The sequence below is a fragment of the Pseudomonas sp. 05N433 genome, from assembly GCF_056396925.1.
The window spans coordinates 76,797-102,489 of the sequence record NZ_JBFTML010000008.1; the positions used below are offsets into that span (position 1 = coordinate 76,797).

Annotated in this window: 21 protein-coding genes; 10 read left to right on the plus strand and 11 right to left on the minus strand. The window is 60.0% G+C overall.

What is annotated here, in order from left to right:
• The first annotated feature begins 8 nt into the window (after positions 1 to 8).
• Positions 9 to 3,269: a transporter substrate-binding domain-containing protein gene (locus AC1DIS_RS05250; RefSeq protein ID WP_477743441.1), complete on the plus strand. Its 3,261-nt coding sequence runs from the start codon at positions 9 to 11 to the stop codon at positions 3,267 to 3,269.
• Positions 3,270 to 3,301: 32 nt separating this feature from the next.
• On the plus strand, positions 3,302 to 6,247 hold the full coding sequence (locus tag AC1DIS_RS05255; protein ID WP_477743442.1) for an HD domain-containing phosphohydrolase: 2,946 nt from the start codon (positions 3,302 to 3,304) through the stop codon (positions 6,245 to 6,247).
• On the opposite strand, the gene AC1DIS_RS05260 is transcribed toward AC1DIS_RS05255, so the two are convergent.
• Both AC1DIS_RS05260 and AC1DIS_RS05265 read right to left on the minus strand, forming a co-directional pair.
• Complete coding sequence (locus AC1DIS_RS05260; RefSeq protein WP_111455020.1) at positions 6,248 to 6,730, minus strand: GAF domain-containing protein; 483 nt, start codon at positions 6,728 to 6,730, stop codon at positions 6,248 to 6,250. It abuts the gene before it with no gap.
• Positions 6,727 to 7,617, minus strand: coding sequence for an ATP-binding protein (locus AC1DIS_RS05265; protein ID WP_018930014.1), 891 nt, complete (start codon positions 7,615 to 7,617; stop codon positions 6,727 to 6,729). The genes AC1DIS_RS05260 and AC1DIS_RS05265 overlap by 4 nt, the downstream gene beginning before the upstream one ends.
• A 166-nt stretch (positions 7,618 to 7,783) precedes the next feature.
• On the opposite strand from AC1DIS_RS05265, the gene AC1DIS_RS05270 reads away from it, so the two are divergent.
• Positions 7,784 to 10,105, plus strand: a complete 2,322-nt coding sequence (locus tag AC1DIS_RS05270; protein ID WP_111455021.1) for a hybrid sensor histidine kinase/response regulator — start codon at positions 7,784 to 7,786, stop codon at positions 10,103 to 10,105.
• Here the strand turns inward: AC1DIS_RS05270 and AC1DIS_RS05275 are convergent.
• The 3 genes from AC1DIS_RS05275 to msrB all read right to left on the minus strand — a co-directional run bounded on the left by AC1DIS_RS05275 (position 10,089) and on the right by msrB (position 11,582).
• On the minus strand, positions 10,089 to 10,550 hold the full coding sequence (locus AC1DIS_RS05275; protein WP_007940020.1) for a MarR family winged helix-turn-helix transcriptional regulator: 462 nt from the start codon (positions 10,548 to 10,550) through the stop codon (positions 10,089 to 10,091). The two genes, AC1DIS_RS05270 and AC1DIS_RS05275, sit on opposite strands and share 17 nt — an antisense overlap.
• Positions 10,547 to 11,032 (minus strand): glutathione peroxidase, encoded by a 486-nt coding sequence (locus tag AC1DIS_RS05280; RefSeq protein WP_111455023.1) that lies wholly within the window; start codon positions 11,030 to 11,032, stop codon positions 10,547 to 10,549. Before AC1DIS_RS05280 ends, AC1DIS_RS05275 begins: the two co-directional genes overlap by 4 nt.
• 154 nt (positions 11,033 to 11,186) lie before the next feature.
• A complete protein-coding gene (gene msrB, locus AC1DIS_RS05285; protein ID WP_007940018.1) occupies positions 11,187 to 11,582 on the minus strand; it encodes a peptide-methionine (R)-S-oxide reductase MsrB in 396 nt (131 codons plus the stop codon).
• Positions 11,583 to 11,808: 226 nt separating this feature from the next.
• Here msrB and AC1DIS_RS05290 point away from each other — a divergent pair, with 226 nt between their 5' ends.
• Entirely contained in the window at positions 11,809 to 13,020 is a 1,212-nt protein-coding gene (locus AC1DIS_RS05290) for a pyridoxal phosphate-dependent aminotransferase (RefSeq protein WP_477743443.1), read from the plus strand.
• 317 nt (positions 13,021 to 13,337) lie between these two features.
• Positions 13,338 to 14,225 carry a protease HtpX gene (htpX, locus tag AC1DIS_RS05295; protein WP_008075669.1) on the plus strand — a complete coding sequence of 296 codons (888 nt, stop codon included), beginning with the start codon at positions 13,338 to 13,340 and terminating at the stop codon, positions 14,223 to 14,225.
• A 217-nt stretch (positions 14,226 to 14,442) separates the two neighbouring features.
• On the opposite strand, the gene AC1DIS_RS05300 is transcribed toward htpX, so the two are convergent.
• A complete protein-coding gene (locus AC1DIS_RS05300; protein WP_064616737.1) occupies positions 14,443 to 15,099 on the minus strand; it encodes a thiopurine S-methyltransferase in 657 nt (218 codons plus the stop codon).
• A 103-nt stretch (positions 15,100 to 15,202) separates the two neighbouring features.
• Here AC1DIS_RS05300 and AC1DIS_RS05305 point away from each other — a divergent pair, with 103 nt between their 5' ends.
• Positions 15,203 to 15,970 (plus strand): DODA-type extradiol aromatic ring-opening family dioxygenase, encoded by a 768-nt coding sequence (locus AC1DIS_RS05305; RefSeq protein ID WP_064616734.1) that lies wholly within the window; start codon positions 15,203 to 15,205, stop codon positions 15,968 to 15,970.
• Positions 15,971 to 16,079: 109 nt separating this feature from the next.
• Here AC1DIS_RS05305 and AC1DIS_RS05310 read toward each other — a convergent pair whose 3' ends face one another.
• Entirely contained in the window at positions 16,080 to 17,753 is a 1,674-nt protein-coding gene (locus AC1DIS_RS05310; protein WP_018930020.1) for a DEAD/DEAH box helicase, read from the minus strand.
• 422 nt (positions 17,754 to 18,175) lie between these two features.
• Between AC1DIS_RS05310 and AC1DIS_RS05315 the strand changes: the two genes are divergently transcribed.
• Entirely contained in the window at positions 18,176 to 18,967 is a 792-nt protein-coding gene (locus tag AC1DIS_RS05315; protein ID WP_477743444.1) for a crotonase/enoyl-CoA hydratase family protein, read from the plus strand.
• Between the two features lie 57 nt (positions 18,968 to 19,024).
• Here AC1DIS_RS05315 and AC1DIS_RS05320 read toward each other — a convergent pair whose 3' ends face one another.
• Complete coding sequence (locus tag AC1DIS_RS05320; protein ID WP_007940010.1) at positions 19,025 to 19,780, minus strand: spermidine synthase; 756 nt, start codon at positions 19,778 to 19,780, stop codon at positions 19,025 to 19,027.
• Positions 19,781 to 19,928: 148 nt separating this feature from the next.
• Here AC1DIS_RS05320 and AC1DIS_RS05325 point away from each other — a divergent pair, with 148 nt between their 5' ends.
• Entirely contained in the window at positions 19,929 to 21,275 is a 1,347-nt protein-coding gene (locus AC1DIS_RS05325; RefSeq protein ID WP_007899909.1) for a class II 3-deoxy-7-phosphoheptulonate synthase, read from the plus strand.
• A 114-nt stretch (positions 21,276 to 21,389) separates the two neighbouring features.
• On the opposite strand, the gene AC1DIS_RS05330 is transcribed toward AC1DIS_RS05325, so the two are convergent.
• Together AC1DIS_RS05330 and AC1DIS_RS05335 are read right to left on the minus strand one after the other, a co-directional pair.
• Complete coding sequence (locus tag AC1DIS_RS05330) at positions 21,390 to 22,619, minus strand: winged helix-turn-helix domain-containing protein (RefSeq protein WP_477743445.1); 1,230 nt, start codon at positions 22,617 to 22,619, stop codon at positions 21,390 to 21,392.
• A gap of 64 nt (positions 22,620 to 22,683) precedes the next feature.
• The gene (locus tag AC1DIS_RS05335; RefSeq protein ID WP_018930023.1) at positions 22,684 to 22,899 is read right to left on the minus strand and encodes a DUF1127 domain-containing protein; all 216 of its coding nucleotides are present in this window, start codon (positions 22,897 to 22,899) and stop codon (positions 22,684 to 22,686) included.
• Positions 22,900 to 22,995: 96 nt separating this feature from the next.
• On the opposite strand from AC1DIS_RS05335, the gene AC1DIS_RS05340 reads away from it, so the two are divergent.
• On the plus strand, positions 22,996 to 23,850 hold the full coding sequence (locus AC1DIS_RS05340; protein WP_018930024.1) for a LysR substrate-binding domain-containing protein: 855 nt from the start codon (positions 22,996 to 22,998) through the stop codon (positions 23,848 to 23,850).
• Here AC1DIS_RS05340 and AC1DIS_RS05345 read toward each other — a convergent pair.
• Positions 23,840 to 24,589: a sulfite exporter TauE/SafE family protein gene (locus AC1DIS_RS05345; RefSeq protein WP_477743446.1), complete on the minus strand. Its 750-nt coding sequence runs from the start codon at positions 24,587 to 24,589 to the stop codon at positions 23,840 to 23,842. The genes AC1DIS_RS05340 and AC1DIS_RS05345 overlap by 11 nt on opposite strands.
• A gap of 109 nt (positions 24,590 to 24,698) precedes the next feature.
• On the opposite strand from AC1DIS_RS05345, the gene AC1DIS_RS05350 reads away from it, so the two are divergent.
• Positions 24,699 to 25,655: a LysR family transcriptional regulator gene (locus tag AC1DIS_RS05350; protein WP_086944663.1), complete on the plus strand. Its 957-nt coding sequence runs from the start codon at positions 24,699 to 24,701 to the stop codon at positions 25,653 to 25,655.
• Positions 25,656 to 25,693 lie beyond the last annotated feature (38 nt).

Here is a 25,693-nt window from a genome sequence, read left to right on the forward strand (position 1 = left end):
GGAACAGGATGCCCAGTCGTTTGAAGGATTATCTAAGACTCATGGTCACGGCTTTATGCATGAGTACCCCGGTGCTCGCGGCGCAGACAGCCAGTGAAAACTACACCCTGCTCAGTCGCTCAACGACCGGGCACATGGAAGTCCGACTGGATACCTCACAACGACAATGGGTCAAAGACAAACGTGAATTGATCCTGGGCACATCAGGCCCGGATTATCCGCCTTTCGACCTGACCCTCAGCGGCCACGACTACGAAGGTTTCACCGCCGACTACGCCGGCATCCTCGGCAAGGTTACGGGGTTGCCCGTCAAGGTTCAGCGCTTCGCGTCCCGAGGGGCTGCGATCGAGGCACTGGAAAAGGGTCAGGTCGACATGCTCGGCACCGCCAACGGGTTCGAGGCCGACAATGCCGACATTGCGCTGTCCATCCCTTACGCCGTGGATCAACCCGTGCTGGTCACACGGGAAGGAGAAACCCGATCACTGACAGATGGACTCGCCGGCCTGCGGCTTAGCATGGTCTATCACTATCTGCCCCTGGACGAAGTCAGGGCGCTGTATCCGAAGGCAATCATCACCTCCTACCCGTCCTACCAGAATGCAATCAACGCGGTTGCCTTCGACCAGGCCGACGTTTTTCTCGGTGACACCATTTCAACTCATTACATGATCAACAAGGGGTATCTGAACAACATCCGCATGGCCAACTTCGGTAAACACGAAGCCCATGGTTTCAGCTTTGCCGTACAGAAGGACAACCCGGACCTGCTCGGGATCATCAACGCGGTACTCAAGGCCATCCCCACCAGCGAACGGGAAAACATCGCCAAACGCTGGAGTGCCGGCAGCGACATTCTTCTCACCGATCAAAAACTGCAACTCACCCACCATGAAGAACGCTGGCTGGCGCAACATCCGGTTGTGCGGGTGGTAGTTAATGAAGCATTTGCGCCGCTGACGTTTTTTGACAGCGACGGCAACTTTCGGGGTGTCACGGCTGACCTGCTCGAACTGATCAGATTGCGCACCGGTTTGCGCTTCGAGATCCAGCGCAGCCGAAGCGATGACGAGATGGTCGAGCAGATCGCCAACCAGCAGGCCGACCTGATCGCCGCCCTGCTCCCCAGCGCACAGCGTGAAACGATGTTGAACTTCAGCCGCCCGTATCTGGAAAACTCCTTTGTCCTGCTGACACGCAAAGCGGCCGACAGCCCGACCAACCTCAACCAACTGCAGGACAAACGCCTGGCCATTGCCCAGGGCAATCCACTGGTGGATTACCTGCGCAGCGAGTTTCCGCGGATCAATCTGGTCGAAACTCCAGACACATTCAGTGCCGTGGAGTTGCTCGCCGAGGGCAAGGCAGAAGGTGCGGTGAACTCATTGGTGATCGCCAATTACTTCATCTCATCGCGGATCTTCGAGCGGGCACTTCAGATCACCACCACCATCGGCACCCAGCAGGCGGCATTTTCCCTGGCGACCGGGCGCGACGCCAAAGAACTGAATGCCATCCTCGACAAGGCGCTGTTGAGCATCGCACCGGAAGAGCTGGGCATCATCAATAACCGCTGGCGTGGCTATTCAGCGGCCTCGCAAAGTACCTGGCGCAACTATCACAGAGTGTTCTATCAGATCGTTACCGGTGCTGGCGTACTGCTGCTGATCTCCGTTGCCTGGAACGCCTATATGAGACGCCAGATAAAACAGCGGCAGGCGGCGAAAGAACGTGCCGATGAAGCCAACCGGGCTAAAAGCACCTTTCTGGCAACCATGAGCCATGAGATCCGCACGCCGATGAACGCGATCATCGGCATGCTGGAGCTAACACTCAAACGCATTGATCCTGGCCATCCGGATCGACCGGCCATCGACGTCGCGTATCACTCGGCAAAAGACCTGTTGGAACTGATCGGGGACATTCTCGACATTGCGCGCATCGAATCCGGACGTCTGAGCCTGAGCCCGGAACGCGTCAATCTGGCTGAAGCCGTGGCCTCGGTGGTGAGGATCTTCGACGGGCTGGCCCGGCAAAAGAATCTCGGACTGCACCTGGCATTCAACCCTGCTAAACCTGCGATCGATGTCCTGCTGGACCCGATGCGTTTCAAGCAGGTGCTGTCCAACCTGGTCAGCAATGCAATCAAGTTTACGCAACAGGGTCAGGTCAGGATCAGCCTCGAGTTGCAACCGACCGACGAGCCCGACCGCATGCAGCTGCAGTTGCTGGTTGAGGACAGTGGCGCCGGGATCAGCGAGCAGGATCAGCAGCGACTGTTCGAGCCTTTCGTCCAGGCCAATAACTCCAGCCAGTTACCCAGGGGCGGTGCGGGGCTGGGACTGGTGATCAGCCGCAATCTGTGCGAAATGATGGGCGGCAACCTGCAATTGAGCAGCCAGCCTGGGGTCGGCACTCAGGTTCGGGTTTCGCTGAATCTGGCAACCCTGCCGCCTGTACAGATGCCGGAAATTGCCGAGCCACAGATTCACCAGAGCGCTGCCCCCTTGAACGTTCTGGTGGTCGATGATCACCCGGCCAATCGCTTGCTCATGTGCCAGCAACTGGAATTTCTGGGGCATCGGTTCAAGGTCGCAGCAGATGGCGAGGCGGGATTGGAGGCGTGGAAAGATCAGCCATTCGACCTGGTGATTGCCGATTGCAATATGCCGATCATGAATGGATATGAGATGGCTCGTGCCATTCGCCAACATGAACAGCGCGTGCAGCGCCCTGCCTGTACCGTTCTGGGTTTCACCGCTAATGCGCAACCGGAGGAAAGACAACGCTGCAAACAAGCCGGGATGGACGATTGCCTGTTCAAACCTCTCAGCCTGACAGCCTTGAGCCAATGGATCGAAGGCATTGCACCGACGGTCCGCGACCCGGCGTTCAGCCTGGAGGGGCTGCACCTGTTAACCGGTGGCAACCCGGCGCTGAACCGGCGATTGTTGACCGAGCTGCTGAATAGCAATCACCTGGATCGGCAAACGCTGCTGACGTTGTCCCGGTCAAACGACCGGCAGTCACTCCTCGACATTGCCCACAAAATCAAGGGAGCGGCTCGAATCGTCCAGGCCTCCCGACTGATCGACAGTTGCGAGGCGCTCGAAAAGGCCTGCCATAACAGGCCCCACCACGATCAAGTGGCCGATTGCAGCAAGTCCATGGAGCGCGCCATGCTCGAACTGGATCACGCGTTGCGACAACAGCTCGCACGCCACGACAAACAGCAGAATGACGGAGCGTTAACTATGCTGGAAGGCTGAGCAGTGTGTTCATCGTCATGGAGAAATCTGCAATGCCCAGCCCACTGCGCCCGGACCAGCGCCGATTTCCCCTGCACATCCATATCAGCGTGATGTTCACGTTCCTGCTGTTGCTGACCGGGGTGGTGCTGGGCATTTTCAACTATCGGCAAACCACCCGGATCATTCTTTCCAGCAGTGAAAAGCTCTTCAATCGCATCGAGCAGGATGTCCGTCTGGACCTGCATCGCACCTATGAGCCGATTCGTCATCTGCTGAGCCTGCTGGCGGACAATCCGGCAACCCAGGCCGCCGACCTTGAGCAACGCCTGGCGTTGCTCAAGCCCTTCAGTCAATCACTCACGGACAACCCCGATCTGGCCTCGCTGTACCTGGGCTACAGCAATGGCGACTTTTTCATGGTTCGCCCCCTGCGCAGCGTCGCCCTGAAAACGCAGCTCAAGGCACCGGACTCCGCGGCGTATCAGGTATGGAGCATCGAGCATCCAGGCGGCGGTCAGGTCCGCTCCCAATCCTTGTTTTTCGATCAGAACCTGGCCCTCGTCAGCCGTCTGGACAACCCCGACGAAATCTATGATCCACGCACCCGCGCCTGGTTCTCCAGCGCCCGCAGCGACCGTGATCAGATCACCACCGAGCCCTACCTGTTTTTCTCCACCCACAATGTCGGCACAACCCTGGCGCGGCGCAGTGGTGAGCAAGCGGTGATGGGGGCCGACCTTACGCTGGCGGAACTGTCAGCGACCCTGGCCAAACATGTGGTGACGCCCGGCACCGAAATTGTGCTGCTCGATGCCGAGGGTAATGCCGTCGCCTACCCCGACAGCAGCAAACTGATCGTCGACGACCAGACGGCCCGGCTGATCAAAGCCGCCGACCTGAGCCCCAGCCTCGCGGCCCTGCTCACCAGTCCCCCTGAGATCAATCGCCTGAACGCCGCGGGTCGTCAATGGATCGCGGCGCGCAGCAGCATGCAGGAAGGTGGCCCACAGGGTCTGCAACTGGCGCTGCTGGTGCCGGAAGACGAATTGCTCGTCGATGCCTACCGCATGCGCTGGCAAGGCGCGCTGATTACCCTGGCAACGCTACTGTTGTGCCTGCCCATGGGTTGGCTGACCTCCAGAGTCCTGGTCACCCCCCTGCGCGCCCTGGTGCGGGAAGCCGATGCGATTCGTAGTTTCGATTTCAATTTTCCGGCCAGCCGTCGCTCGCCGGTGCTGGAAGTCGACCAACTGAGCGTGTCGATGGCGCGCATGAAAGACACCCTGGCGAGTTTTTTCCGGATCACCGAAAGCCTGAGCGCCGAAACCCGTTTCGCCCCCTTGCTGCAACGGGTGTTGTTTGAAACCGTGCAGATCGGCCAGGCCCAGGCCGGTCTGATCTACCTGCGTGAAGGTGATGAAAATCGCGTGGAACCTCATGCGCTGGTCATCAACGGCAGTTCACAGGCCTTGCCGCCATTCGACATTCAAGGACACGTACCCCAGGATTTTCAGAGCCCTCAGTGGATGCAAACACTGTCGACCGCCGACAATGTCGTCACCTCCCTGGGTTTCGAACAGGCGGGGGATCTGCAGAAAGTCTTGCTCGCGCTGGAGTGCCCGCGGGTTCATCTGGTCGGTATTCGGCTGCACAATCGTCATAACGAAACCGTGGGGCTGCTGGTCCTGCTGCTGGCCGACAGCGGCACACAAGACGACCTGGAAAAACTGCGCCCGGATCGCATCGCGTTTCTCCAGGCGGTGTCTGGCGCGGCCGCCGTGAGTATCGAAAGTCAGCGCCTGCAAGCCAGGCAAAAACAGCTGCTGGACTCATTCATTCAATTGCTGGCCGGCGCAATCGACGCCAAGAGCCCCTACACCGGCGGGCACTGCCAGCGAGTACCGGTACTGACGCTGATGCTGGCACAGGCGGCCGCTGCCAGTCAGGACCCGGCCTTCCGTAGCTATCAGCCCAGCGAAGATGAATGGGAGGCGCTGCACATCGCCGCCTGGCTGCATGATTGCGGCAAGGTCACCACCCCTGAATACGTGGTCGACAAAGCCACGAAACTTGAGACCCTGTACGACCGCATCCACGAAATCCGCACCCGTTTCGAAGTCCTCAAGCGTGATGCCTGGATCAATTATTGGCAGGCCATCGCCCTGGGGGGTGACGAGTCGCCTCTGGCGCAATTGCGCAATGCGAGCCTGGCGGCGCTGGATGATGATTTCGCGTTTGTGGCGCGCTGCAACCTGGGCAGCGAGGCCATGGCCGAGGCCGATCTGCAGCGGTTGAACACCATCGCCCAACGTACCTGGACCCGAACCCTGGATGATCGGCTTGGCGTTTCGTGGGAAGAGAACCGGCGCCAGGCCCGGACCCCGGTGCCGACCCTGCCGGTCAGCGAGCCACTGCTGGCGGATAAACCCGAGCATCTGCTCGAGCGCGCCGACAGCGAACTGATCCCGGACGACAATCCCTGGGGATTCAAGCTCGACGTGCCGCGATACAAGTACAACCGGGGCGAACTGTACAACCTGAGCATCGTCCGAGGCACCCTGACCCGCGAGGAGCGTTACATCATCAATCACCACATGGTGCAGACGATCCTGATGCTCAGTCGCCTGCCCTTCCCCGGTCACCTCAATAACGTCGCGGAAATCGCCGGCGGCCACCACGAAAAAATGGACGGCACCGGTTATCCCAAACGCTTGAAGCGCGAAGACATGAGCCTGCCGGCGCGGATGATGGCGATTGCCGATATTTTCGAAGCGCTGACCGCCGCCGATCGCCCCTACAAGAAAACCAAGTCCTTGAGCGAAGCGCTGGGCATCATGGCCACCATGTGCCGTGACGCCCACATCGACGCTGAATTGTTCGGGCTGTTCATCAACGACGAAATCTACTTGCAGTACGCCAGCCAATTCCTTGAGCCACAGCAGATAGACACCGTTGACCCGACAAGCCTGCTGATCAAGGCCGGCTTGAAGGGCTGATCAGCAGTCGGTCAGACGCAGGAAAATCGCCGCCAGCTGCTCGATTCCGGCCTGATCGTCAGCGGTAAAACGCGCCAGCTTCGGGCTGTCGAGGTCCAGCACGCCGATCAGTCGACCGTCCTTGACCAATGGCACGACGAGTTCACTGTTCGATGCGCTGTCACAAGCGATGTGGCCGGGGAATTCATGTACGTCTTCGACCCGCTGGGTCTGCAAGGTGGCAGCGGCAGCCCCGCACACGCCGCGACCGAATGGAATCCGTACACAGGCGATCTGCCCCTGAAACGGGCCAAGCACCAGTTCTTCGTTGCGATTAAGGTAGAAACCGGCCCAGTTCAGGTCATCGAGCTGGTTGAACACAAACGCGGAAAATTGCGCGGCGTTGGCGATAAAATCACGCTCGTCCGCCAGCAACGATTCCAGCTGTGCCCATAGCATGCCGTAGCCCTCAAGGCCCTGGCCGCTCTTTTGTAAATCGATCATGCCTTTTGCTCCAACAGCTTCAGCCCTACCCAATAGCGGGCAAATTGATACGCGCAACGTCCGTTGCGATTACCCCGGCCCGTGGCCCAGCGCACCGCGAGGATGTCCAACTCTTCGTCACGCTGCCACTTGAGACCGGCCTTGTCGGCCAATTGGCCGATCCAGTGCTCGACGACGTTGAGGAAATGTTCCTGAGTAAACGGATAGAACGACAGCCACAGGCCAAAACGGTCCGACAGTGCGATCTTGTCTTCCACCGCCTCATTGGGATGGAGCTCGCCATCGACCCTTTTCCAGTTTTCGTTATCGCTTTCCTTTTCCGGCACCAGATGGCGACGGTTGGAGGTGGCGTACAGCAGAACGTTATCTGGCGCCTGCTCGAGAGAGCCATCGAGTACGCTCTTGAGCACGCGATAATCGCCCTCGCCCGACTCGAACGACAGGTCATCGCAGAACAGCACAAACCGTTGGGGCAGCTTGGCAATCTGCTCGACCACCCGCGGCAAGTCCGCCAGGTGATCGCGCTCGATCTCGATCAGCCGCAGGCCGTTCTTGGCGTGTTCGGCCAGCAAGGCGCGCACCAGCGACGATTTACCGGTGCCCCGCGAGCCCCAGAGCAAGGCGTGATTGGCAGGCATGCCGTCGAGGAACTGTTGAGTATTGCGGCCCAATTGCTCAAGTTGCCGGTCAACGCCGATCAGGTCGGACAGGCGCATGTCGAGGCTGACTTGCAGCGGCAACAGAAAACCGTTGCGACCCTCGCGTTGCCAGCGTGCGGCCAGGCAATGTGTCCAGTCGACCGTTTGCCGAGGCGCCGGCAGCAGCGGTTCGATACGGGCCAGAACGGCATCGGCGCGTTCAAGAAAAGCATTCAATCGGGAATCCACGTCTTCTCCTCGGGCACGTTCACAGTGATGATGGCGGTACAGCGACGAAACACAGCATCCGATGCCCGGCCAACACCCCGTACAGGTGTTTTGCGAGAACATCGGTATCCATTGATGATCGACTATGCTTGAGCAGCGAAGGGAAACGGAAGTGGTTCAACACCCCATGGATATCAAGTTCAGCCAGCGGCTGTCGTACAAGCAAGCCAAGCTTACGGTGCTGGTCGGTTTCATTCTGGGCACGCTGCTCAGCCTTGTGCAAATAGGCATCGATTATGCCAGCGAAGACGCCTCCATCAACCGCGAAATCCTGTCGTTGCTGGAAATCAGCCATAACCCCGCGTCTCGCATCGCCTACAACATCGATGCCGAACTCGCCCAGGAACTGATCCTGGGCTTGCTGCGCTCCCCGGCGATCATCGGCGCGAAATTGACCGACAACAACAATACCGTGCTGGCCAGCGCCAAACGTCCGGGCCTGGAAAACAATTACCGGGTGCTCAGCGACTTCCTGTTCGGCGCCAACCGACAGTTTGAAGACCGTCTTTACCTCGACCACTTGCCGGACGAATCCCTCGGGACCTTGCACCTGGATGTCGATACCTACACTTTCGGCAGTCGTTTCCTGCGCCGGGCCGAAGTGACCCTGCTCAATGGCTTCGCGCGCAGCCTGATCCTTACGGGCATTCTGCTGGCGCTGTTTTACGTGATGCTGACCAAACCGCTGGTACGGGTCATCCGAGAACTCAGTGGTCGTGATCCGCGCAGCGCGGAGCCGACTTGGCTGGAGTATCCGGCGGGGCATGAAAACGATGAAATCGGCGTCTTGGTCAAGGTCGCCAATCAACAGTTCGATAACATTGCCACCGAGATCCAGCAGCGGCGCAATGCCGAAAACCGCCTGACCGACTACCTCTCGCAACTGGAAAATATCGTCTCGGCCCGTACGGCGGAACTCAAGGCCATCAACTCGCGGCTCAGCCAGTCCAACGAGGAACTGGAAGTCGCCCGCCGTACCGCCCTGGACATGGCCGAGGCACGCTCGGTATTCCTGGCCAACATGAGCCATGAAATCCGCACGCCTCTCAACGGTCTGCTGGGGATGATCGCGCTCTCGCTGGACGGCCCGCTCAATGCCGAGCAGCAGCAACAACTGTCCATCGCCCATGACTCGGGCAAAGTGCTGGTGGAACTGCTCAACGATATTCTCGACCTGTCGAAATTCGATGCCGGCCAGCTGGAACTCGAACACATTCCATTCGACCTCGGCTCGCTGATCGAAGACACCGCCAACCTGCTGTCCCAGAACGCCGCGCCGAGCGTCGAGCTGACGTGCCTGATCGACCCGCAATTTCCCGCGCTGGTACTCGGTGATCCGACCCGGGTCCGGCAGATCGTCAGCAACCTGTTGTCCAACGCCCTCAAGTTCACCCGCTTCGGGCGGGTCGATGTGCGTCTTTCAACGTTCGAAGACGGTGTGCGAATCGAGGTCTGCGACACTGGCATCGGCATTGCCCAGGACGCACAGGTCAAAATCTTCCAGCCCTTTACCCAGGCCGGTGCCGGCATTACCCGGCAATTCGGCGGTACCGGGCTGGGCCTGGCGCTGACTTACAACCTCTGCGAAGCCATGCAGGGGCGGCTGACGATCAGCTCGGAAGCAGGCTTCGGCAGTCAGTTCTGCGCCGACCTGCCGCTGCCCTGCCACACCCGCGCCATCCCGCCAGCAGCTCTGCAAGGCAACATCGTCGCGATCACGGCTGCCAGCAGCGGACTGGCGGAACTGCTACAGAATCTATTGCCCGAATGGGGGCTCGGCTATCAACAACGTTCCATCGATGACCGATTGATCGGCCTGAAACCGGACGTGTTGATCACCGACTGCCCCGAATGCCTGTTTGGCCTGCGCCCGACTTTTACCGCGCCGATTCTGCTGGTGACCGCTTACGGCAGTTTCCTGCCCAGCGAGCAAGCCAGCGCCCTGGCACCTTTGCAGCAACAGGCGCGACCGTTGGCGCGCAATGCGCTGTACCAGACATTGCGACGGATCTTGCAGCCGGAACTCAACACGATCAACGGTGCCCGGGTCGAAGTCCTCTCGCCCCAGCGACGCGGGCGCATCCTGCTGGTGGAGGACAACCCGGTCAATCAGTTGGTGGCCAAGGGCATGCTCGGCAAACTTGGCTGCGAGGTGAGCGTCGCGGCCCATGGTGCCGAAGCCCTGGATCAGCTCGAACACAGCGAATTCGACCTGGTGCTGATGGACTGCAACATGCCGGTGATGGACGGTTATGAAGCCAGCCGGCAGATCCGTCGCAGCGGGCGCTGGCCACAACTGCCCATCGTCGCCCTGACCGCCAACGCCATGTCCGAAGAACGCGAACGTTGCCGTGCGGCGGGCATGAGCGACTACCTGGCCAAACCCTTCCGCCGGGAAGAACTGGCGGCCCTGCTCGACTTGTGGATACCCACTACGACAGCGATTTGATTTGCCCCAACAGGTGATCAAGACCATCGCGCAGCTCATTCAGGCGATCCAGATCGACACCGCTATCGCACAACAGGCGGGCCTTGAGCGGCCCGACCTGATCGCGCAAGGCCTTGCCGGTGGACGACAGGCTCAAGTGCACCTCGCGCTCATCGCGCGCCGAACGCTGGCGCTGCACCAGTTGCAGTTGCTCAAGACGCTTGAGCAGCGGCGTCAGGGTCCCGGAATCCAGCGCCAGGCGCTCGCCCAGCGCCTTGACCGTCGGCTGCTCCGGCGCCGCCTCCTGCCATTCCCACAGCACCAGCATCGCCAGGTATTGCGGGTAGGTCAGGCCCAGTTGATCGAGCATCGGCTTGTAGGCACGGATCACCGCCCGAGAAGCGGCGTACAGCTTGAAGCAGAGCTGACTGTCGAGTTTCAGCGAATCAACTGACAACGTGTTCATTTGAGCAGAGCTTCGATCTCGCGACGCAGCGCTTGCGGCTTGGTTGCCGGAGCAAAGCGCTTGACCAGCTGACCGTCCTTGCCGATCAGGAACTTGGTGAAGTTCCATTTGATGCCCTGGGAACCCAATACACCTGGCGCGCGTTTTTTCAGCTGAACGAACAGCGGATGAGCGCCGGTACCGTTGACTTCGATCTTCTTGAACAGCGGGAAACTCACCCCGTAATTCAGCTCGCAGAACTCGGAAATCGCCCCTTCGTTGCCCGGCTCCTGCTGGCCGAACTGATTGCAGGGAAAGCCGAGTACCACCAAACCTTGATCCTTGTAGCTCTGCCAGAGCTCTTCGAGGCCTTTGTACTGCGGGGTGAAACCACATTTGCTGGCGGTGTTGACCACCAGCACCGCTTTACCGGCGAAATCGGCCAGGGTCTTTTGCTCCCCCTTGATGGTGGTGCAAGGGATGCTCAGCAGGTTGTCGCTCATGGCACGAACTCCGAGTGAAGGAAGATCAAACATAGCGAGCAATTGAATTGTGTGCAATTTAATAAATCAATAGATGCCCGGTACGCGAACATCATTGCAGGAGCTGCCGGAGGCTGCTCCTGCGTATACAAATCAAGCGCACGACATCAGCAGATTATTCGCGGGGAACGAGGTCCAGGCACACCGAGTTGATGCAATAACGCAAACCGGTTGGCGGCGGACCGTCCGGGAACACATGCCCAAGGTGCGCATCGCATTTGGCGCAGACCACTTCGGTACGGATCATGCCATGGCTGATATCACGGATCTCGACCATCGCGCTGTCGCCAATCGGCGCATAGAAGCTCGGCCAGCCGCAGCCGGAATCGAACTTGGTTTTGGAGTCGAACAGCGGTGCGTTGCAGCAGATGCAGTGGTAAACGCCGTCGGTTTTGGTGCCGTTGTATTTACCGGAGAACGGTCGCTCGGTGCCCTTGAGGCGGCAAACGTTGTACTGCTCCGGATCAAGCATGGCCCGCCATTCTTCCAGGGTTTTTTCCAACTTTTCCATTGATACACCTCAGCAGCTGAAAAAGCCCGATCTGTACCTTTTCCACGGATCGGGCGGCACGTATGATTGCGCCTCGTCAAACGCCAGTCTGGCAGCCAGACCACGCGCATTCAAACGGATTTATGAGTGCCGCCACTCAAGGCGTCAGGCCTGTGTGAATACGCAGGATTCCCAGCACGGTCGTTCACACGCCGCCTGGATCGTTCATTTTCGGGAACACATCGCCATGCAGGTCAGCAAATCGAACAAGCTCGCCAACGTCTGCTACGACATTCGCGGCCCAGTGCTCAAGCACGCCAAACGCCTGGAAGAGGAAGGTCATCGCATCCTCAAGCTGAACATCGGCAACCCGGCGCCCTTTGGTTTCGAAGCGCCGGACGAAATTCTTCAGGACGTGATCCGCAACCTGCCGACCGCCCAGGGCTACAGCGACTCCAAAGGCCTGTTCAGCGCCCGTAAAGCCGTGATGCAGTACTACCAGCAAAAGCAGGTGGAAGGCGTCGGCATTGAAGACATTTACCTGGGCAACGGCGTTTCCGAGCTGATCGTGATGTCGATGCAGGCCCTGCTCAACAACGGCGACGAAGTGCTGGTGCCGGCCCCCGACTATCCGCTGTGGACCGCCGCAGTGAGCCTGGCGGGCGGCAACCCGGTGCATTACCTGTGCGACGAGCAGGCCAACTGGTGGCCGGACCTGGCCGACATCAAGGCCAAGATCACCCCGAACACCAAGGCCCTGGTGATCATCAACCCGAACAACCCGACCGGCGCGGTGTATTCGAAAGAAGTCCTGCTGGGCATGCTGGAACTGGCCCGTCAGCACAATCTGGTGGTGTTCTCCGACGAGATCTACGACAAGATCCTGTACGACGACGCCGTGCACATCTGCACCGCCTCGCTGGCACCGGACCTGCTGTGCCTGACCTTCAACGGCCTGTCCAAGTCCTATCGCGTGGCCGGCTTCCGCTCCGGCTGGATCGCCATTTCCGGCCCGAAACACCACGCCCAGAGCTACATCGAAGGCATCGACATGCTGGCTAATATGCGCCTGTGTGCCAACGTGCCGAGCCAGCACGCAATCCAGACCGCACTCGGTGGTTATCAGAGCATCAACGATCTGGTATTGCCCCAAGGGCGTCTGCTGGAACAGCGTAATCGTACCTGGGAACTGCTCAACGACATTCCGGGCGTGAGCTGCGTCAAACCGATGGGTGCGCTGTATGCGTTCCCGCGGATCGATCCGAAAGTCTGCCCGATCCACAACGACGAGAGATTCGTGCTCGACCTGCTGCTCTCGGAAAAGCTGCTGGTGGTACAAGGCACAGCCTTCAACTGGCCATGGCCAGACCATTTCCGCGTGGTCACCCTGCCACGGGTCGACGACCTGGATCAGGCCATTGGCCGGATCGGCAACTTCCTCAAGTCCTATCGCCAGTAAATGGCCTGTCACCGTGCGACGCGGATAAAAGTCGCACGGTGATTAATTCAGCAACACTTCTGTGCGCCCTGCCCTGCCTCGTTGTTTCAAGCGCTGACTGACGACACGCTTCATGCCCACGCCCAATAACGGCGGGGGCCTGTGAAGCTAATCGGCTGACAACCGTTTCCCATGTCGACGTCGGAAATGCCCTTCAAGCAGCTAGACTGTTGCCGTAGGACACAGTTTGAAATAGTCACCCGGTTGAATAGCCCGGTGCAGCACCTTATATACCCCGCAGTACGCTACATCTTTAGCACGAGGAGATTTCTACAACCATGATGCGCATTTTGCTGTTTTTGGCCACTAACCTGGCGGTCGTGCTGATTGCCAGCATCACCCTGAGCCTTTTCGGCTTCAACGGGTTCATGGCGGCCAACGGGGTTGATCTCAACCTCAATCAGCTGCTGATTTTCTGTGCGGTCTTTGGTTTCGCCGGTTCCCTGTTCTCGCTGTTCATCTCCAAGTGGATGGCGAAAATGAGCACCAGCACCCAGATCATCAGCCAGCCGCGCACCCGGCATGAGCAATGGCTGCTGCAAACCGTCGAGCAACTGTCCCGCGAAGCCGGGATCAAGATGCCCGAAGTCGGGATTTTCCCGGCCTATGAAGCCAACGCCTTTGCCACCGGCTGGAACAAGAACGACGCACTGGTCGCGGTCAGCCAGGGCTTGCTCGAGCGTTTCTCGCCGGATGAAGTGAAAGCCGTTCTGGCCCACGAAATCGGTCACGTGGCCAATGGCGACATGGTCACCCTGGCGCTGATCCAGGGCGTGGTGAACACCTTCGTGATGTTCTTCGCCCGGATCATCGGCAACTTTGTCGACAAGGTGATCTTCAAGAACGAAGAAGGCCAGGGTATCGCCTACTACGTGGCGACCATCTTCGCTGAACTGGTCCTGGGCATCCTGGCCAGCGCCATCGTCATGTGGTTCTCGCGCAAGCGCGAATTCCGCGCCGACGACGCCGGCGCACGCCTGGCCGGTACCAGCGCAATGATCGGTGCCCTGCAGCGCCTGCGTGCCGAACAAGGGTTGCCGGTGCACATGCCGGATACCCTGAATGCCTTCGGCATCAACGGTGGTCTCAAACAAGGGTTCGCCCGCATGTTCATGAGCCACCCGCCGCTGGAAGAACGCATCGACGCACTGCGTCGCCGGGGCTGACAGGTTCCGCAGCACTAAAAGAAAAGGCCCGCAGTGAATGCGGGCCTTTTTTTGTCTGTTTGATTAATGCGGTGCTCTTCAGGCCCTCTTCGCGGGCAAGCCTCGCTCCTACAGGTCTTGTGTCGTTCACATAATCGGCGAATTACACAAAGCCTGTAGGAGCGAGCGGTGCGGCGATCCAACTTGCCCGCGAAGAGGCCAGCAAGCTCAACACACCTTAATGGCTGGAAACCCGATACACACGCTCCTCAAGCCGCGTGACACCGGCCTCGAGAAACTTCCAGCTCTCACCCAGGACGTCCTGGTCTTCCAGGATCTTCAGCTCCCACGAAGCCCCCAGCAGCCGTTGCACTTCGTCATCAAGCACAGCAAATGGCGGTCCGGCCATTTGCTTCTGGTCGTAATCCAGCGTAATCAAAATCCCTAAAGAATCCTTCGGCAGAATCCGGATCAGATGAGCCGCGTATTGTTCACGCATCGCTGGCGGCAAGGCGATCAGCGCCGCGCGGTCGTACAGTGCGCTGCAATCGGCAACATCGCCTGCCGTCAACTCGAAGAAATCGCCGCACCACAACTCGATCGACCCGGCCCGATAGACGTTGAAAGGTCCCTGCTCGCTGATTGCCGGGTCCAGTTGATGCTCATTGAAAAAGTCCTCGATGGCCTTTTCCGACAACTCGATACCCAGCACCTCATGACCGCAGTGCGCCAGCCACAACAGGTCCAGGCTCTTGCCACACAACGGCACCAGTACGCGAGAACCTTCATCAAGGCCCAGTTGCGGCCAGAACCGTTGCAGATAGGGATTTACTTCCGGCAGATGAAAGCCGATCTGATTCGACGCCCACCGTTTGTGCCAAAACTCCGGCTGCATAATTAACCCCGAAAAATTCGATCAAAAGACTCTAAAACTTATATTAGATTTAGATCAATGATCTGACTGAAGATGCTGCCATCTTACTCCCAGGAGCTCAATTATGTTCCCCAGCCTGTATATCTCTCATGGCTCCCCCATGCTGGCCCTGGAACCTGGCGCCAGTGGGCCGGCCCTTGCGAATCTGGCCGCGACAATGCCCAAGCCCAAAGCCATCGTGATCGTTTCCGCGCACTGGGAAAGCAGCGAATTGCTGGTCGGCGGCAACCCCCAACCCGAAACCTGGCACGACTTCGGCGGTTTTCCGCGGGCCTTGTTCGAGGTGCAGTACCCGGCACCCGGCAGCCCGCAACTGGCGACAGAGGTTGTCGAGCTGCTGAAGACCGATGGCCTGCCTGCGCGCATCGACGCCAAGCGCCCCTTCGACCACGGCGTTTGGGTACCCTTGTCGTTGATGTACCCGCAGGCCGATGTCCCGGTGGTGCAGGTCTCGCTGCCCACCCGTGGCGGCCCGGCGCTACAAACCCGCGTCGGACATGCCCTGGCCAGCCTGCGTGAGCGCGGCGTGCTGTTGATCGGCTCTGGCAGCATCACCCACAACCTGCGCGAACTGGACTGGCACGCCGGCCCGGAAAGCGTCGAACCCTGGGCCAAGGCGTTCCGCGACTGGATGATCGAAAAACTCGAAGCGAACGATGAAGCCGCGCTACACGACTATCGCCAGCAAGCGCCGAACGCGGTGCGCAACCACCCGAGTGACGAACATCTGTTACCGCTGTACTTCGCCCGCGCGGCCGGGGGCGAGTTCAGCATTGTGCACCAAGGGTTCACCATGGGGGCGCTGGGGATGGATATCTATCGTTTCGGCTAATAAGTCGACCGCCGCCCCCGCTCAAACGTCGGACACAAAACAGCAGGCAAAAAAAATCCCCGAACCAGTCGGGGATTTTTTATGTTCGATCAATCAGCCCGAGAGCGGATCAATCTTCGCGGTAGCGACGCAGCTTCAACTGCTTACCGGCAACGCGAGTGTCCTTCAGTTTGGTCAGCAGACGCTCCAGACCATCTTCCGGCAGCTCGACGAGGCTGAAGCTGTCACGCACCTGAATGCGACCGATGGCTTCACGCGCCAGACCACCTTCGTTGAGGATGGCGCCCAGCAGGTTCTTGGCAGCGATACCATCACGCGCGCCCAGCGCGGTACGGCAACGAGCACGGCCTTCAGCCAGCGGGATCGGAGCACGACGCTCGCGGTCACCACGGTCCGGACGATCACCGGAACGCTCTGGACGATCGCCACGCGGTGCATTGTTCGGCACCAGCGGACGTTCTTTCTCGATCGCGGCCAGGGTCAGCGCTTGACCGTTGGTAGCCTTGCGCAGCAGAGCTGCGGCCAGGGCACGCGGGCTGCAACCGATGTCGGCAGTCAGACGATCCAGCAGATCACCGTGAGTCGACTCGGCATCACCTACCAGCGGCGACAGGCTGTTGGTCAGTTTCTTGATGCGGGCATCGAGAACAGCTTGAGCGTCCGGCAGGCGAACTTCGGCAACTTTCTGACCGGTAACACGCTCGATCACTTGCAGCATGCGGCGCTCACGAGGAGTGACCAGCAGCAGCGCGCGACCTTCGCGACCGGCACGGCCGGTACGGCCGATACGGTGAACGTAGGATTCCGGGTCGTACGGCATATCAACGTTGAACACGTGAGTGATACGCGGAACGTCCAGGCCACGAGCGGCAACGTCGGTCGCCACAACGATGTCCAGACGGCCATCCTTGAGGGATTCGATGACGCGCTCACGCTGGTTCTGAGCAATGTCACCGTTCAGCGCAGCGGCTTTGTAGCCTTTGGCTTCCAGGGCACTGGCCAGGTCCAGGGTCGCTTGCTTGGTGCGCACGAACATGATCAGGGCGTCGAAATCTTCCACTTCCAGCAAGCTGAGAACGGCAGAAGTCTTCTGGTCAGCGTGAACCAACAGGTGAGCCTGTTCGATCGCGGTAACGGTCTGAGTCTTGCTCTGGATCTTCACATGCTTCGGATCGCGCAGGTGGCGTTCGGCGATGGCACGGATCGATTGCGGCAGGGTGGCCGAGAACAATACGGTCTGACGGGTTTCCGGCATGGCCTTGAAGATAACTTCCAGGTCGTCCATGAAGCCCAGCTTGAGCATTTCGTCCGCTTCGTCGAGAACCAGGTGGTTCACGGTAGCCAGGACTTTTTCGTCGCGACGCAGGTGGTCGCACAGACGGCCCGGAGTGGCGACAACAATCTGTGCGCCATTACGGATTGCTTTCAATTGTGGGCCCATCGGCGCGCCGCCGTAGACAGCCACAACAGTTACGCCCGGCATTTGCTTGGCGTAGGTTTCGAAAGCGGTTGCAACTTGTAGCGCCAACTCACGAGTTGGGGCCAGGATCAGAGCTTGCGGCTCGCGCTTGGACGGATCAATGCGGTGCAGGATCGGCAGGGCAAAGGCAGCGGTTTTACCGGTACCGGTTTGCGCCTGGCCAATCATATCGTGACCGGCGAGAATGATCGGGATCGACTGCTGCTGAATGGCCGAAGGCTCTTCATAGCCGGTAGCGACTACTGCAGCGACAATATTAGGGTGAAGTTCAAGAGCGGCGAAGCCGCCGATTTCCTGGGTCATGGGTCTGCCTCTAAGTGCATCCGCAAAGACCCATGCTCCAAAGCTGCGCATGCCGTGTTGAGACTCAAGAGTCGCCCTGGCAGCTTTGTCGGCGGGGATTTGCGAAAACGAATGAATGAAAAGAATCGTCAAGGAAGAGTCCGCGGGGCGGACGTGCAGCCGAAGCTGGCTTCGGGGAATTGCGCTACCTAAACGCGGCCCGGTTAAAGGCCGGCGCGCACTATACCGGAATTCGGCCAAAAAGGGAGCTTTTTTTATCGGAAAAAACCGGCATACGCCGTTGTGTCACGGGCTTTGCGGATAATCGTACAACCGTCTATTTTGCAAAGGCCCGGCCCTGCTGACGATGGCGCTAAAACGGTTCACCCTTGCGACGCAGACCTTTGGTCTGACGCCCCCCTTCCCGCCCGAGGAAATGCTCCATGAATCAGCCCAGCCCCAGTCGTGTCACCCGTGAAAGACACGGTCATGTCCTGATGATCGGCCTGGATCGGGTGGCCAAGCGCAATGCCTTCGACCTCGACCTGCTCAATGCGCTCAGCCTGGCCTATGGGGAATTCGAAGCCGACAGTGAGGCGCGGGTCGCGGTGGTGTTCGCCCATGGCGAGCATTTCACTGCCGGGCTCGACCTGGTCAGCGCCGGCGCAGCCCTGGCCGAAGGCTGGCAGGCACCACCCGGTGGCTGCGATCCCTGGGGCGTGTTCGGCGGCCCCCGCGTCAGCAAACCGGTGATTGTCGCGGCGCAAGGCTACTGCCTGACCGCGGGCATCGAATTGATGCTGGCCGCCGACATCAACCTGTGCGCCAGCAATACCCGTTTTGCCCAAAAGGAAGTGCAGCGCGGACTCCTCCCGTTCGGTGGCGCCACCTTGCGCCTGCATCAGGTCGCCGGCTGGGGCAACGCCATGCGCTGGCTGCTCACCGGCGATGAATTCGATGCACATGACGCCTTGCATCTGGGCCTGGTGCAGGAAGTCATGGCCAGCGAGGACTTGCTGCCACGGGCGATCGAGTTGGCCGAGAGGATTGCGAGGCAGGCACCGCTGGGGGTTCAGGCGACGTTGATGTCTGCGCGACAGGCGCGCTACGAGGGTGAAATTGCTGCGACCCAAGCATTGCCGGCACTGGTGAAGAAACTGCTCAACAGCGAGGACGCCAAGGAGGGTGTGCGGTCGATGATCGAGAAGCGGCCAGGCGTCTTCAAAGGCTGCTGACAGATCGGCTTTTGTGGCGAGGGAGCAAGCTCCCTCGCCACAAATGACCTCATCGCATTAAGTCGCCGGCCGAATATCCTTGATCAGCGATTGCAACGAATACCCCAACCGCGGCGCCAGGCCTTCCGCGCGAGCGATCAGCCCTTCCATGTCCAGCTCCTGATCCAGCTCCGATGGCACGATCAGAATCACGTTGCCCTCCTTCACCGGCAGTTCCCAGTAATGCCGGTGATAGAGACCGCGCAACAACGCTGCACCCAACGGCTTGCCGTCGTCGGTGGCCCACTGGTTGATCACCAGCCAGCCCCCCGGATTCAAGCGTTTCTGACAGTTTTCCAGAAAGCTCCAGGCCAGATGCCCGACACCCGGCCCGACATCGGTGTACAAGTCGACGAAAATCAGATCGGCCGGTTCAGCCGTATCGAGCAACTCCAGCGCATCGCCGACGCGGATGTACAGCCGCGGATCGTCATCCAGCCCCAGGTATTCGATGGCCAGGCGCGGTACGTCAGGGCGCAGCTCGATGGCTTCGACATCTTCCAGTGGCAGGAACTTCAAGCAAGCCTGGGTCAGTGTCCCAGCACCAAGGCCGAGGAACAGCGCGCTTTCCGGCTGCTCGTGGCACAGCGCACCAATCAGCATCGCGCGGGTGTAATCGTACTCGAGCCAGCTAGGGTCGGCGGTGAACACGCAGCTCTGTTCGATGGCGTCACCGAACTCCAGAAAACGGTAATCGGCCACTTCCAGCACGCGAATCACGCCGAACTCATCCTGCACCTCGGCGAGCAGATGCTCGACGCGCTCCTCAGTCATTTCGTCTCCTGATCGTTACCGGCCCCGGCAACACGATAAACCGCAACATAAAGCGGCAAAGGCGCGATTGTCCGCGAAGCGACGGGAGCAGGTCACGCACTAATTGCTGATAACATAACCGTCCGAGCGTAAAACACTAGAGACTGCGATGAGCCAACCCTGGAGCCCTGACAGCTGGCGCGCCCTGCCGATCCAGCAACAACCTCAATACCCCGACGCGGCGCATTTGCTGCACGTCGAGCAAACCCTGGCGAGCTATCCGCCACTGGTGTTTGCCGGTGAAGCGCGGGAGTTGCGCCGTCAGTTTGCCGAAGTCACCCAGGGCCGGGCATTTCTGTTGCAGGGCGGCGACTGCGCCGAAAGCTTCGCCGAATTCTCCGCCGCGAAAATTCGCGACACCTTTAAAGTGTTGCTGCAAATGGCGATCGTCATGACCTTCGCCGCCGGTTGCCCGGTGGTCAAAGTCGGACGCATGGCCGGTCAGTTCGCCAAACCCCGTTCGGCCAACGATGAAACCATCAACGGCGTGACGCTGCCGGCCTACCGTGGCGACATCGTCAACGGCATCGGTTTCGACGAAAAAAGCCGCGTACCGGACCCGGATCGCCTGCTGCAGTCCTACCACCAGTCCACCGCGACCCTGAACCTGCTGCGCGCCTTTGCCCAGGGCGGCTTTGCCGATCTGCATCAGGTACACAAATGGAACCTGGACTTCATCGCCAACTCGGCACTGGCCGAGAAATACAGCCACCTGGCCGATCGCATCGATGAAACCCTGGCCTTCATGCGCGCCTGCGGCATGGACAGCTCGCCGCAACTGCGCGAAACCAGTTTCTTCACCGCCCACGAAGCGCTGCTGCTGAACTACGAAGAAGCCTTCGTGCGTCGCGACAGCCTGACCAACGACTACTACGACTGCTCGGCCCACATGCTGTGGATCGGTGACCGTACACGTCAACTGGACGGTGCTCACGTCGAATTCCTGCGCGGGGTGCATAACCCGATCGGGGTCAAGGTCGGCCCGAGCATGAACCCTGAAGACCTGATTCGCCTGATCGATGTGCTCAACCCGGACAACGACCCGGGTCGCCTGAACCTGATTGCGCGGATGGGCGCGAACAAGGTCGGCGATCACCTGCCGCAGCTGATTCGCGCGGTGCAGCGCGAAGGCAAGCAAGTGCTTTGGAGCTCCGACCCGATGCACGGCAACACCATCAAGGCCAGCAGCGGCTACAAGACCCGCGACTTCGCGCAGATCCTTGGCGAGGTGAAGCAGTTCTTCCAGGTTCACGAAGCGGAAGGCAGTTATGCCGGCGGCATACACATCGAAATGACCGGGCAGAACGTCACCGAATGCATCGGCGGCGCGCGGCCGATTACCGAAGATGGGTTGTCGGATCGTTATCACACCCATTGCGACCCGCGGATGAATGCCGATCAGTCGCTGGAACTGGCGTTTTTGATTGCAGAGACCCTGAAGCAAGTCCGCCGTTAAATCGCGTTAAGCCCTTCGCGGGCAAGCCTCGCTCCTACAGGTTTTGGGTCGTTCACATTTCCGGTGGACGACATAAAACCTGTAGGAGCGAGGCTTGCCCGCGAAGGCGTCAATTCAAACAACACTGAATTGAGCCAACGCCCCCCGCAACCGCGCCGCACTCGCCCGCGGGCAATTCAGCTGAAGCCGCTCAAGCCCCAACCAGTCCGCCATCCACCGCAGATTGACCGCCAACGCCAGCATCCCTTCATCATCCAGCCCCGGCTCTTCCTCATGCACGGCATGCACCGCCAACCGGCCTGACGCTCGTTCGGCTCGCAAGTCGACCCGCGCAGCAATCCGCTCATTGTGCAAAAACGGCAAGACGTAATAGCCGTAGACGCGTTTATGCTGCGGCGTATAAATCTCCAGCCGATAACGGAAATCGAACAATCGCTCGGTACGGCTGCGCTCCCAAATCAGCGAATCGAATGGTGAAAGCAGCGCACTGGCCTCGACCTTACGCGGCACTTTCGGCTCAGCCAGGCAATAAGCCGGTTGCCGCCAGCCTTCAACTCCACAGACCAGCAGCTTTCCGCCCTCGACCAGCTCCGCCAGACGCGGCCGGCTGTCTGCCGGGCTCAAGCGAAAATAGTCCCGCAGGTCCTTTTCCGTGCCGACGCCCAACGCCGTGGCCGCATGCAGCAATAACCCGCGCTGGGCTTCGGCTTCACTGAGCAAGGGCTGCTGCAGAAGCGCCGAAGGAATCACCCGTTCCGGCAAATCATAAAGCCGTTCGAACCCGCGCCGGCTGGCCACGGTCACTTCACCGGCGGCGAACAACCATTCAAGCGCATGCTTTTCAGCGCTCCAGTCCCACCACGGCCCTGCCCGTTCCTGACGGGTCGACAGGCTGCCCGCCCCCAGCGCACCGAGCTCCTGGACCGACGCTAAAACACGGCGAATCGTGTCCTGCTGCTCACGACCGAAACGCGCCAGTTGCTGGTAGATATCTTCGCCACGGGAAGCGCGCTGCATGCGCCAGCGCATCAAGGGGTACATCGACAACGGTAATAACGAAGCTTCGTGGCCCCAATACTCGAACAACGTGCGCCGACGGCCCTGACTCCAGGCAGCCTGATCGAGCAAGTCGGTTGAATAATTGCCAAGACGGGAAAACAAGGGAAGGTAGTGCGAACGCACCAATGCATTGACCGAATCGATCTGCAGAATGCCGAGCCGTTCGATCAGCCGGTTGAGCTGAACCGGCTTGGTCGCCGCCGGCGGCTGGCGCCCGTTGAACCCTTGGGCAGCCAGCGCCAGACGCCGAGCCTGTTTGAGGGAAAAGGACAGTGTGGCGGGCATGAGCATCTCCTTGTCTGCTCGCAACCTACCTCACCCGAAAGTAGTTTGTGTAGCGATGGCATCATCATTTGTGCATCGGATCATCCCAGAACGGTCTTACTGCCTCATGCTCCACATCTGCGCGGCTCACGCCGATATCCTTCAGTGCTTCGTCGCTCAAGCTCGCCAGTAATTCACGTTCACGGTGAAGTTCGTACCAGCGACTAAACTTGTGCAGCAGATCGGATACCGCGTGGATTGAGAATTTTTGTTCCGTTACATGCTCGTTGTGACCTTTCATCGTGTAGCCCTCCTTTAGGGATGGATCCAGTCTCGCCGCAGCGCTAAGATCAATCCAACGAATGTTTCTGATGGCATACATCTCGGAGATTGATGAATGTCCGCCTACCCCAGTATCGACACCGATGTACTGCGCACCTTCGTCGCGATCGCTGATCAGGGCGGCTTTACCCGCGCCGGGGAAATGGTCAACCGCACCCAGTCGGCGGTGAGCATGCAGATGAAACGTCTGGAAGAAGACGTGTTGCAGCGCCAGCTGTTCGAACGCGACGGGCGCCAGGTCAAGCTGACCGCCGAAGGCCAGGTGTTGCTCGGCTATGCGCGGCGCATCCTCAAACTCCACAGCGAAGTCTTCAATACCCTGCGCGAGCCGCACATGGTCGGCACGGTGCGCATCGGCACGCCCGACGATTACGTGATGCGCTTTCTGCCGGGCATCCTGTCGCGCTTCGCGCAGTTCTACCCGCTGATCCAGATCGAGGTTCATTGCGAATCGACCCGGCAACTGTTGCAGCGCCAGGACCTGGACCTATCCATCGTCACCCGCGAGCCGGGTAACGAGATCGGCCAGTTGTTGCGCAAGGAGCGCTTTGTCTGGGCCGAGGCCCAATGCTTCAACGCCCACGAGCAGACGCCGCTGCCGCTGGCGATGTTCAATAGCGATTGTTTCTGCCGTGCCTGGGCGTGTAATGCGCTGGAAGCCATGGGTCGCGATTATCGCATTGCCTACAACAGCTCCAGTCTGTCGGCGTTGATGGCCGTGGTCAGCGCGGGGCTTGCGATCACCGCGCAACTGGAAAGCCTGATCACGCCAGACATGCGCATCCTTGGCGCCGACGAAGACCTGCCGCTGTTGCCGGAAGCCAGCATCATGCTGATCCGCAACCTGAACAACCCTTCACCGATCACCGAATGCCTGGCCGAGCACATCGTCGAAGGCTTCAAACTTTAAAGGCGAGCATCACCGCGCAGCACACCAGAAACCCACAGAACAGCCCGCGCAACAGCCGCTCCGGCAGTGCGTGGGCGATTCTCACGCCCCAACTGATGCTCATCAATCCACCGACCGCCAATGGAATACCGATCGCCCAGTGCACCTGATGGTGCACCGCATAAGTCGCCAACGTGACGCCCGTGCTCGGCAATGCCAGTGCCAGCGACAAGCCCTGGGCAACCACTTGGCTGGTACCGAACAGACTGGTCAACACCGGCGTGGCCACCACCGCCCCACCCACGCCAAACAACCCGCCCATGGTCCCGGAAGCCGCGCCGAGCACACCCAGCCACGGCCATGAATAATGCATCTGTGAAGACGCCGGCGCAGTGGCGGCGAACATTCGCACCAGGTTGTAGGCCGACAGCGCGACCAGGAACGCGACAAACCCCACGCGCATGGTTTGCGCATCGATGCCCACCGCCCAGATCGAACCGATCCAGGCGAAGCAGAATCCCATCGAAGCCAATGGCAGCGCATGACGCAATTCGATGCGATTGCGCTGGTGATAACGCCATAGCGCCAGCATCACGTTCGGCACCACCATCACCAGCGCCGTGCCTTGGGCGACCTGCTGATCGAGACCGCACCACACGCCCAGCAGCGGAATCGCCACCAACCCGCCACCAATGCCGAAGAGCCCGCCGAGGGTGCCCATGGCGGCGCCAAAAACCAGGTACATCACGAACTCAATCACAGGCGGTTTCCTCTTGTCAGGCCGCTCATCCTACGCAGTCGGCTCTGGCAGGGAAACGCATAGCAACGCACAATGGCTGTGCCAAATTCGCATAAGCGTTAATGAAGCCATGAACCCCAATCAATTGACCGAACAACTCGGACTGTTTCTGGATGTGCTGGAGACCGGCAGTTTTTCCGCTGCATCCCGCCGTCATCCCCTGACGCCATCGGCGGTGGCGCGACGTATCGATAGCCTGGAAAGCGCCGTCGGCAGTCAGCTGTTCATTCGCAGCACCCACGCGGTGCGGGCTACCCCGGCAGGCTTGGCCTTTGCCGAGCGCGCGCGGCGGATCGTCGCGGAACTGCGGCTGGCGCGGGCGGAAGCGGTGTCCCTGAGCAACGCGCCGGAAGGCTTGATTCGGGTCGATGCGCCGGCAGCGTTCGGACGACGCCATCTGGCACCGGTGATTGCCGACTTCCTGACCCTTTACCCCGGCCTCGACGTGCAATTGCACCTGATCGACAGCTTTGTCGACATGCAGGGTTCGAACCTGGGCAAGGTCGACCTGGTACTGCGTGCCGGGCAAATGGCCGATACCCGGCTGGTGGCCACGCCGCTGGCGAGCATGGTGCGCATCGCCTGCGCCAGCCCCGATTACCTGCAACGCCGTGGCGTGCCGACCGAGCCGGCGCAATTGGTCGACCACGACGGTCTGGATTGGGATGGCCTGGCTCCGCCGTTCGCCTGGCGCTTCGAGCGGGATGGGCAGATGCACTTGCACCGGCCTGCGCGAATCCGCATGAGCGCCAACAACGCCGAGGCGCTGGTCTGCGGCGCACTGGCCGGGTTGGGTGTCGCGCATCTGCCGACCTGGCTGGCCAGTGAGTATTTATTGCGCGGCGAACTGCTGCCGCTGTTCTGCGAACAAGGTCTGCCAAAACCGGAAAGCACCGGTATTTATGCGTTACGCCTGGAGCAGCAGCCCAGTTCGCGTAGCCGTTTGCTGCTGGAATACCTGAAGACCCGTTTCAGCCCCATCCCACCGTGGGATCTGGCGCTGCAAACCAACCTCGACCGCCACTAGTCCATAATTATCTGGCGCATTAAAGATTCGCCCGCTAG

Coding starts and splice junctions, on each gene's coding strand:
- AC1DIS_RS05250 (WP_477743441.1), top strand. CDS start 9: ATGCCCAGTCGTTTGAAGGATTATCTAAGACTCATGGTCACGGCTTTA.
- AC1DIS_RS05255 (WP_477743442.1), top strand. CDS start 3,302: ATGCCCAGCCCACTGCGCCCGGACCAGCGCCGATTTCCCCTGCACATC.
- AC1DIS_RS05260 (WP_111455020.1), bottom strand. CDS start 6,730: ATGATCGATTTACAAAAGAGCGGCCAGGGCCTTGAGGGCTACGGCATG.
- AC1DIS_RS05270 (WP_111455021.1), top strand. CDS start 7,784: ATGGATATCAAGTTCAGCCAGCGGCTGTCGTACAAGCAAGCCAAGCTT.
- AC1DIS_RS05275 (WP_007940020.1), bottom strand. CDS start 10,550: ATGAACACGTTGTCAGTTGATTCGCTGAAACTCGACAGTCAGCTCTGC.
- AC1DIS_RS05280 (WP_111455023.1), bottom strand. CDS start 11,032: ATGAGCGACAACCTGCTGAGCATCCCTTGCACCACCATCAAGGGGGAG.
- msrB (WP_007940018.1), bottom strand. CDS start 11,582: ATGGAAAAGTTGGAAAAAACCCTGGAAGAATGGCGGGCCATGCTTGAT.
- AC1DIS_RS05290 (WP_477743443.1), top strand. CDS start 11,809: ATGCAGGTCAGCAAATCGAACAAGCTCGCCAACGTCTGCTACGACATT.
- htpX (WP_008075669.1), top strand. CDS start 13,338: ATGATGCGCATTTTGCTGTTTTTGGCCACTAACCTGGCGGTCGTGCTG.
- AC1DIS_RS05300 (WP_064616737.1), bottom strand. CDS start 15,099: ATGCAGCCGGAGTTTTGGCACAAACGGTGGGCGTCGAATCAGATCGGC.
- AC1DIS_RS05305 (WP_064616734.1), top strand. CDS start 15,203: ATGTTCCCCAGCCTGTATATCTCTCATGGCTCCCCCATGCTGGCCCTG.
- AC1DIS_RS05310 (WP_018930020.1), bottom strand. CDS start 17,753: ATGACCCAGGAAATCGGCGGCTTCGCCGCTCTTGAACTTCACCCTAAT.
- AC1DIS_RS05315 (WP_477743444.1), top strand. CDS start 18,176: ATGAATCAGCCCAGCCCCAGTCGTGTCACCCGTGAAAGACACGGTCAT.
- AC1DIS_RS05320 (WP_007940010.1), bottom strand. CDS start 19,780: ATGACTGAGGAGCGCGTCGAGCATCTGCTCGCCGAGGTGCAGGATGAG.
- AC1DIS_RS05325 (WP_007899909.1), top strand. CDS start 19,929: ATGAGCCAACCCTGGAGCCCTGACAGCTGGCGCGCCCTGCCGATCCAG.
- AC1DIS_RS05330 (WP_477743445.1), bottom strand. CDS start 22,619: ATGCCCGCCACACTGTCCTTTTCCCTCAAACAGGCTCGGCGTCTGGCG.
- AC1DIS_RS05335 (WP_018930023.1), bottom strand. CDS start 22,899: ATGAAAGGTCACAACGAGCATGTAACGGAACAAAAATTCTCAATCCAC.
- AC1DIS_RS05340 (WP_018930024.1), top strand. CDS start 22,996: ATGTCCGCCTACCCCAGTATCGACACCGATGTACTGCGCACCTTCGTC.
- AC1DIS_RS05350 (WP_086944663.1), top strand. CDS start 24,699: ATGAACCCCAATCAATTGACCGAACAACTCGGACTGTTTCTGGATGTG.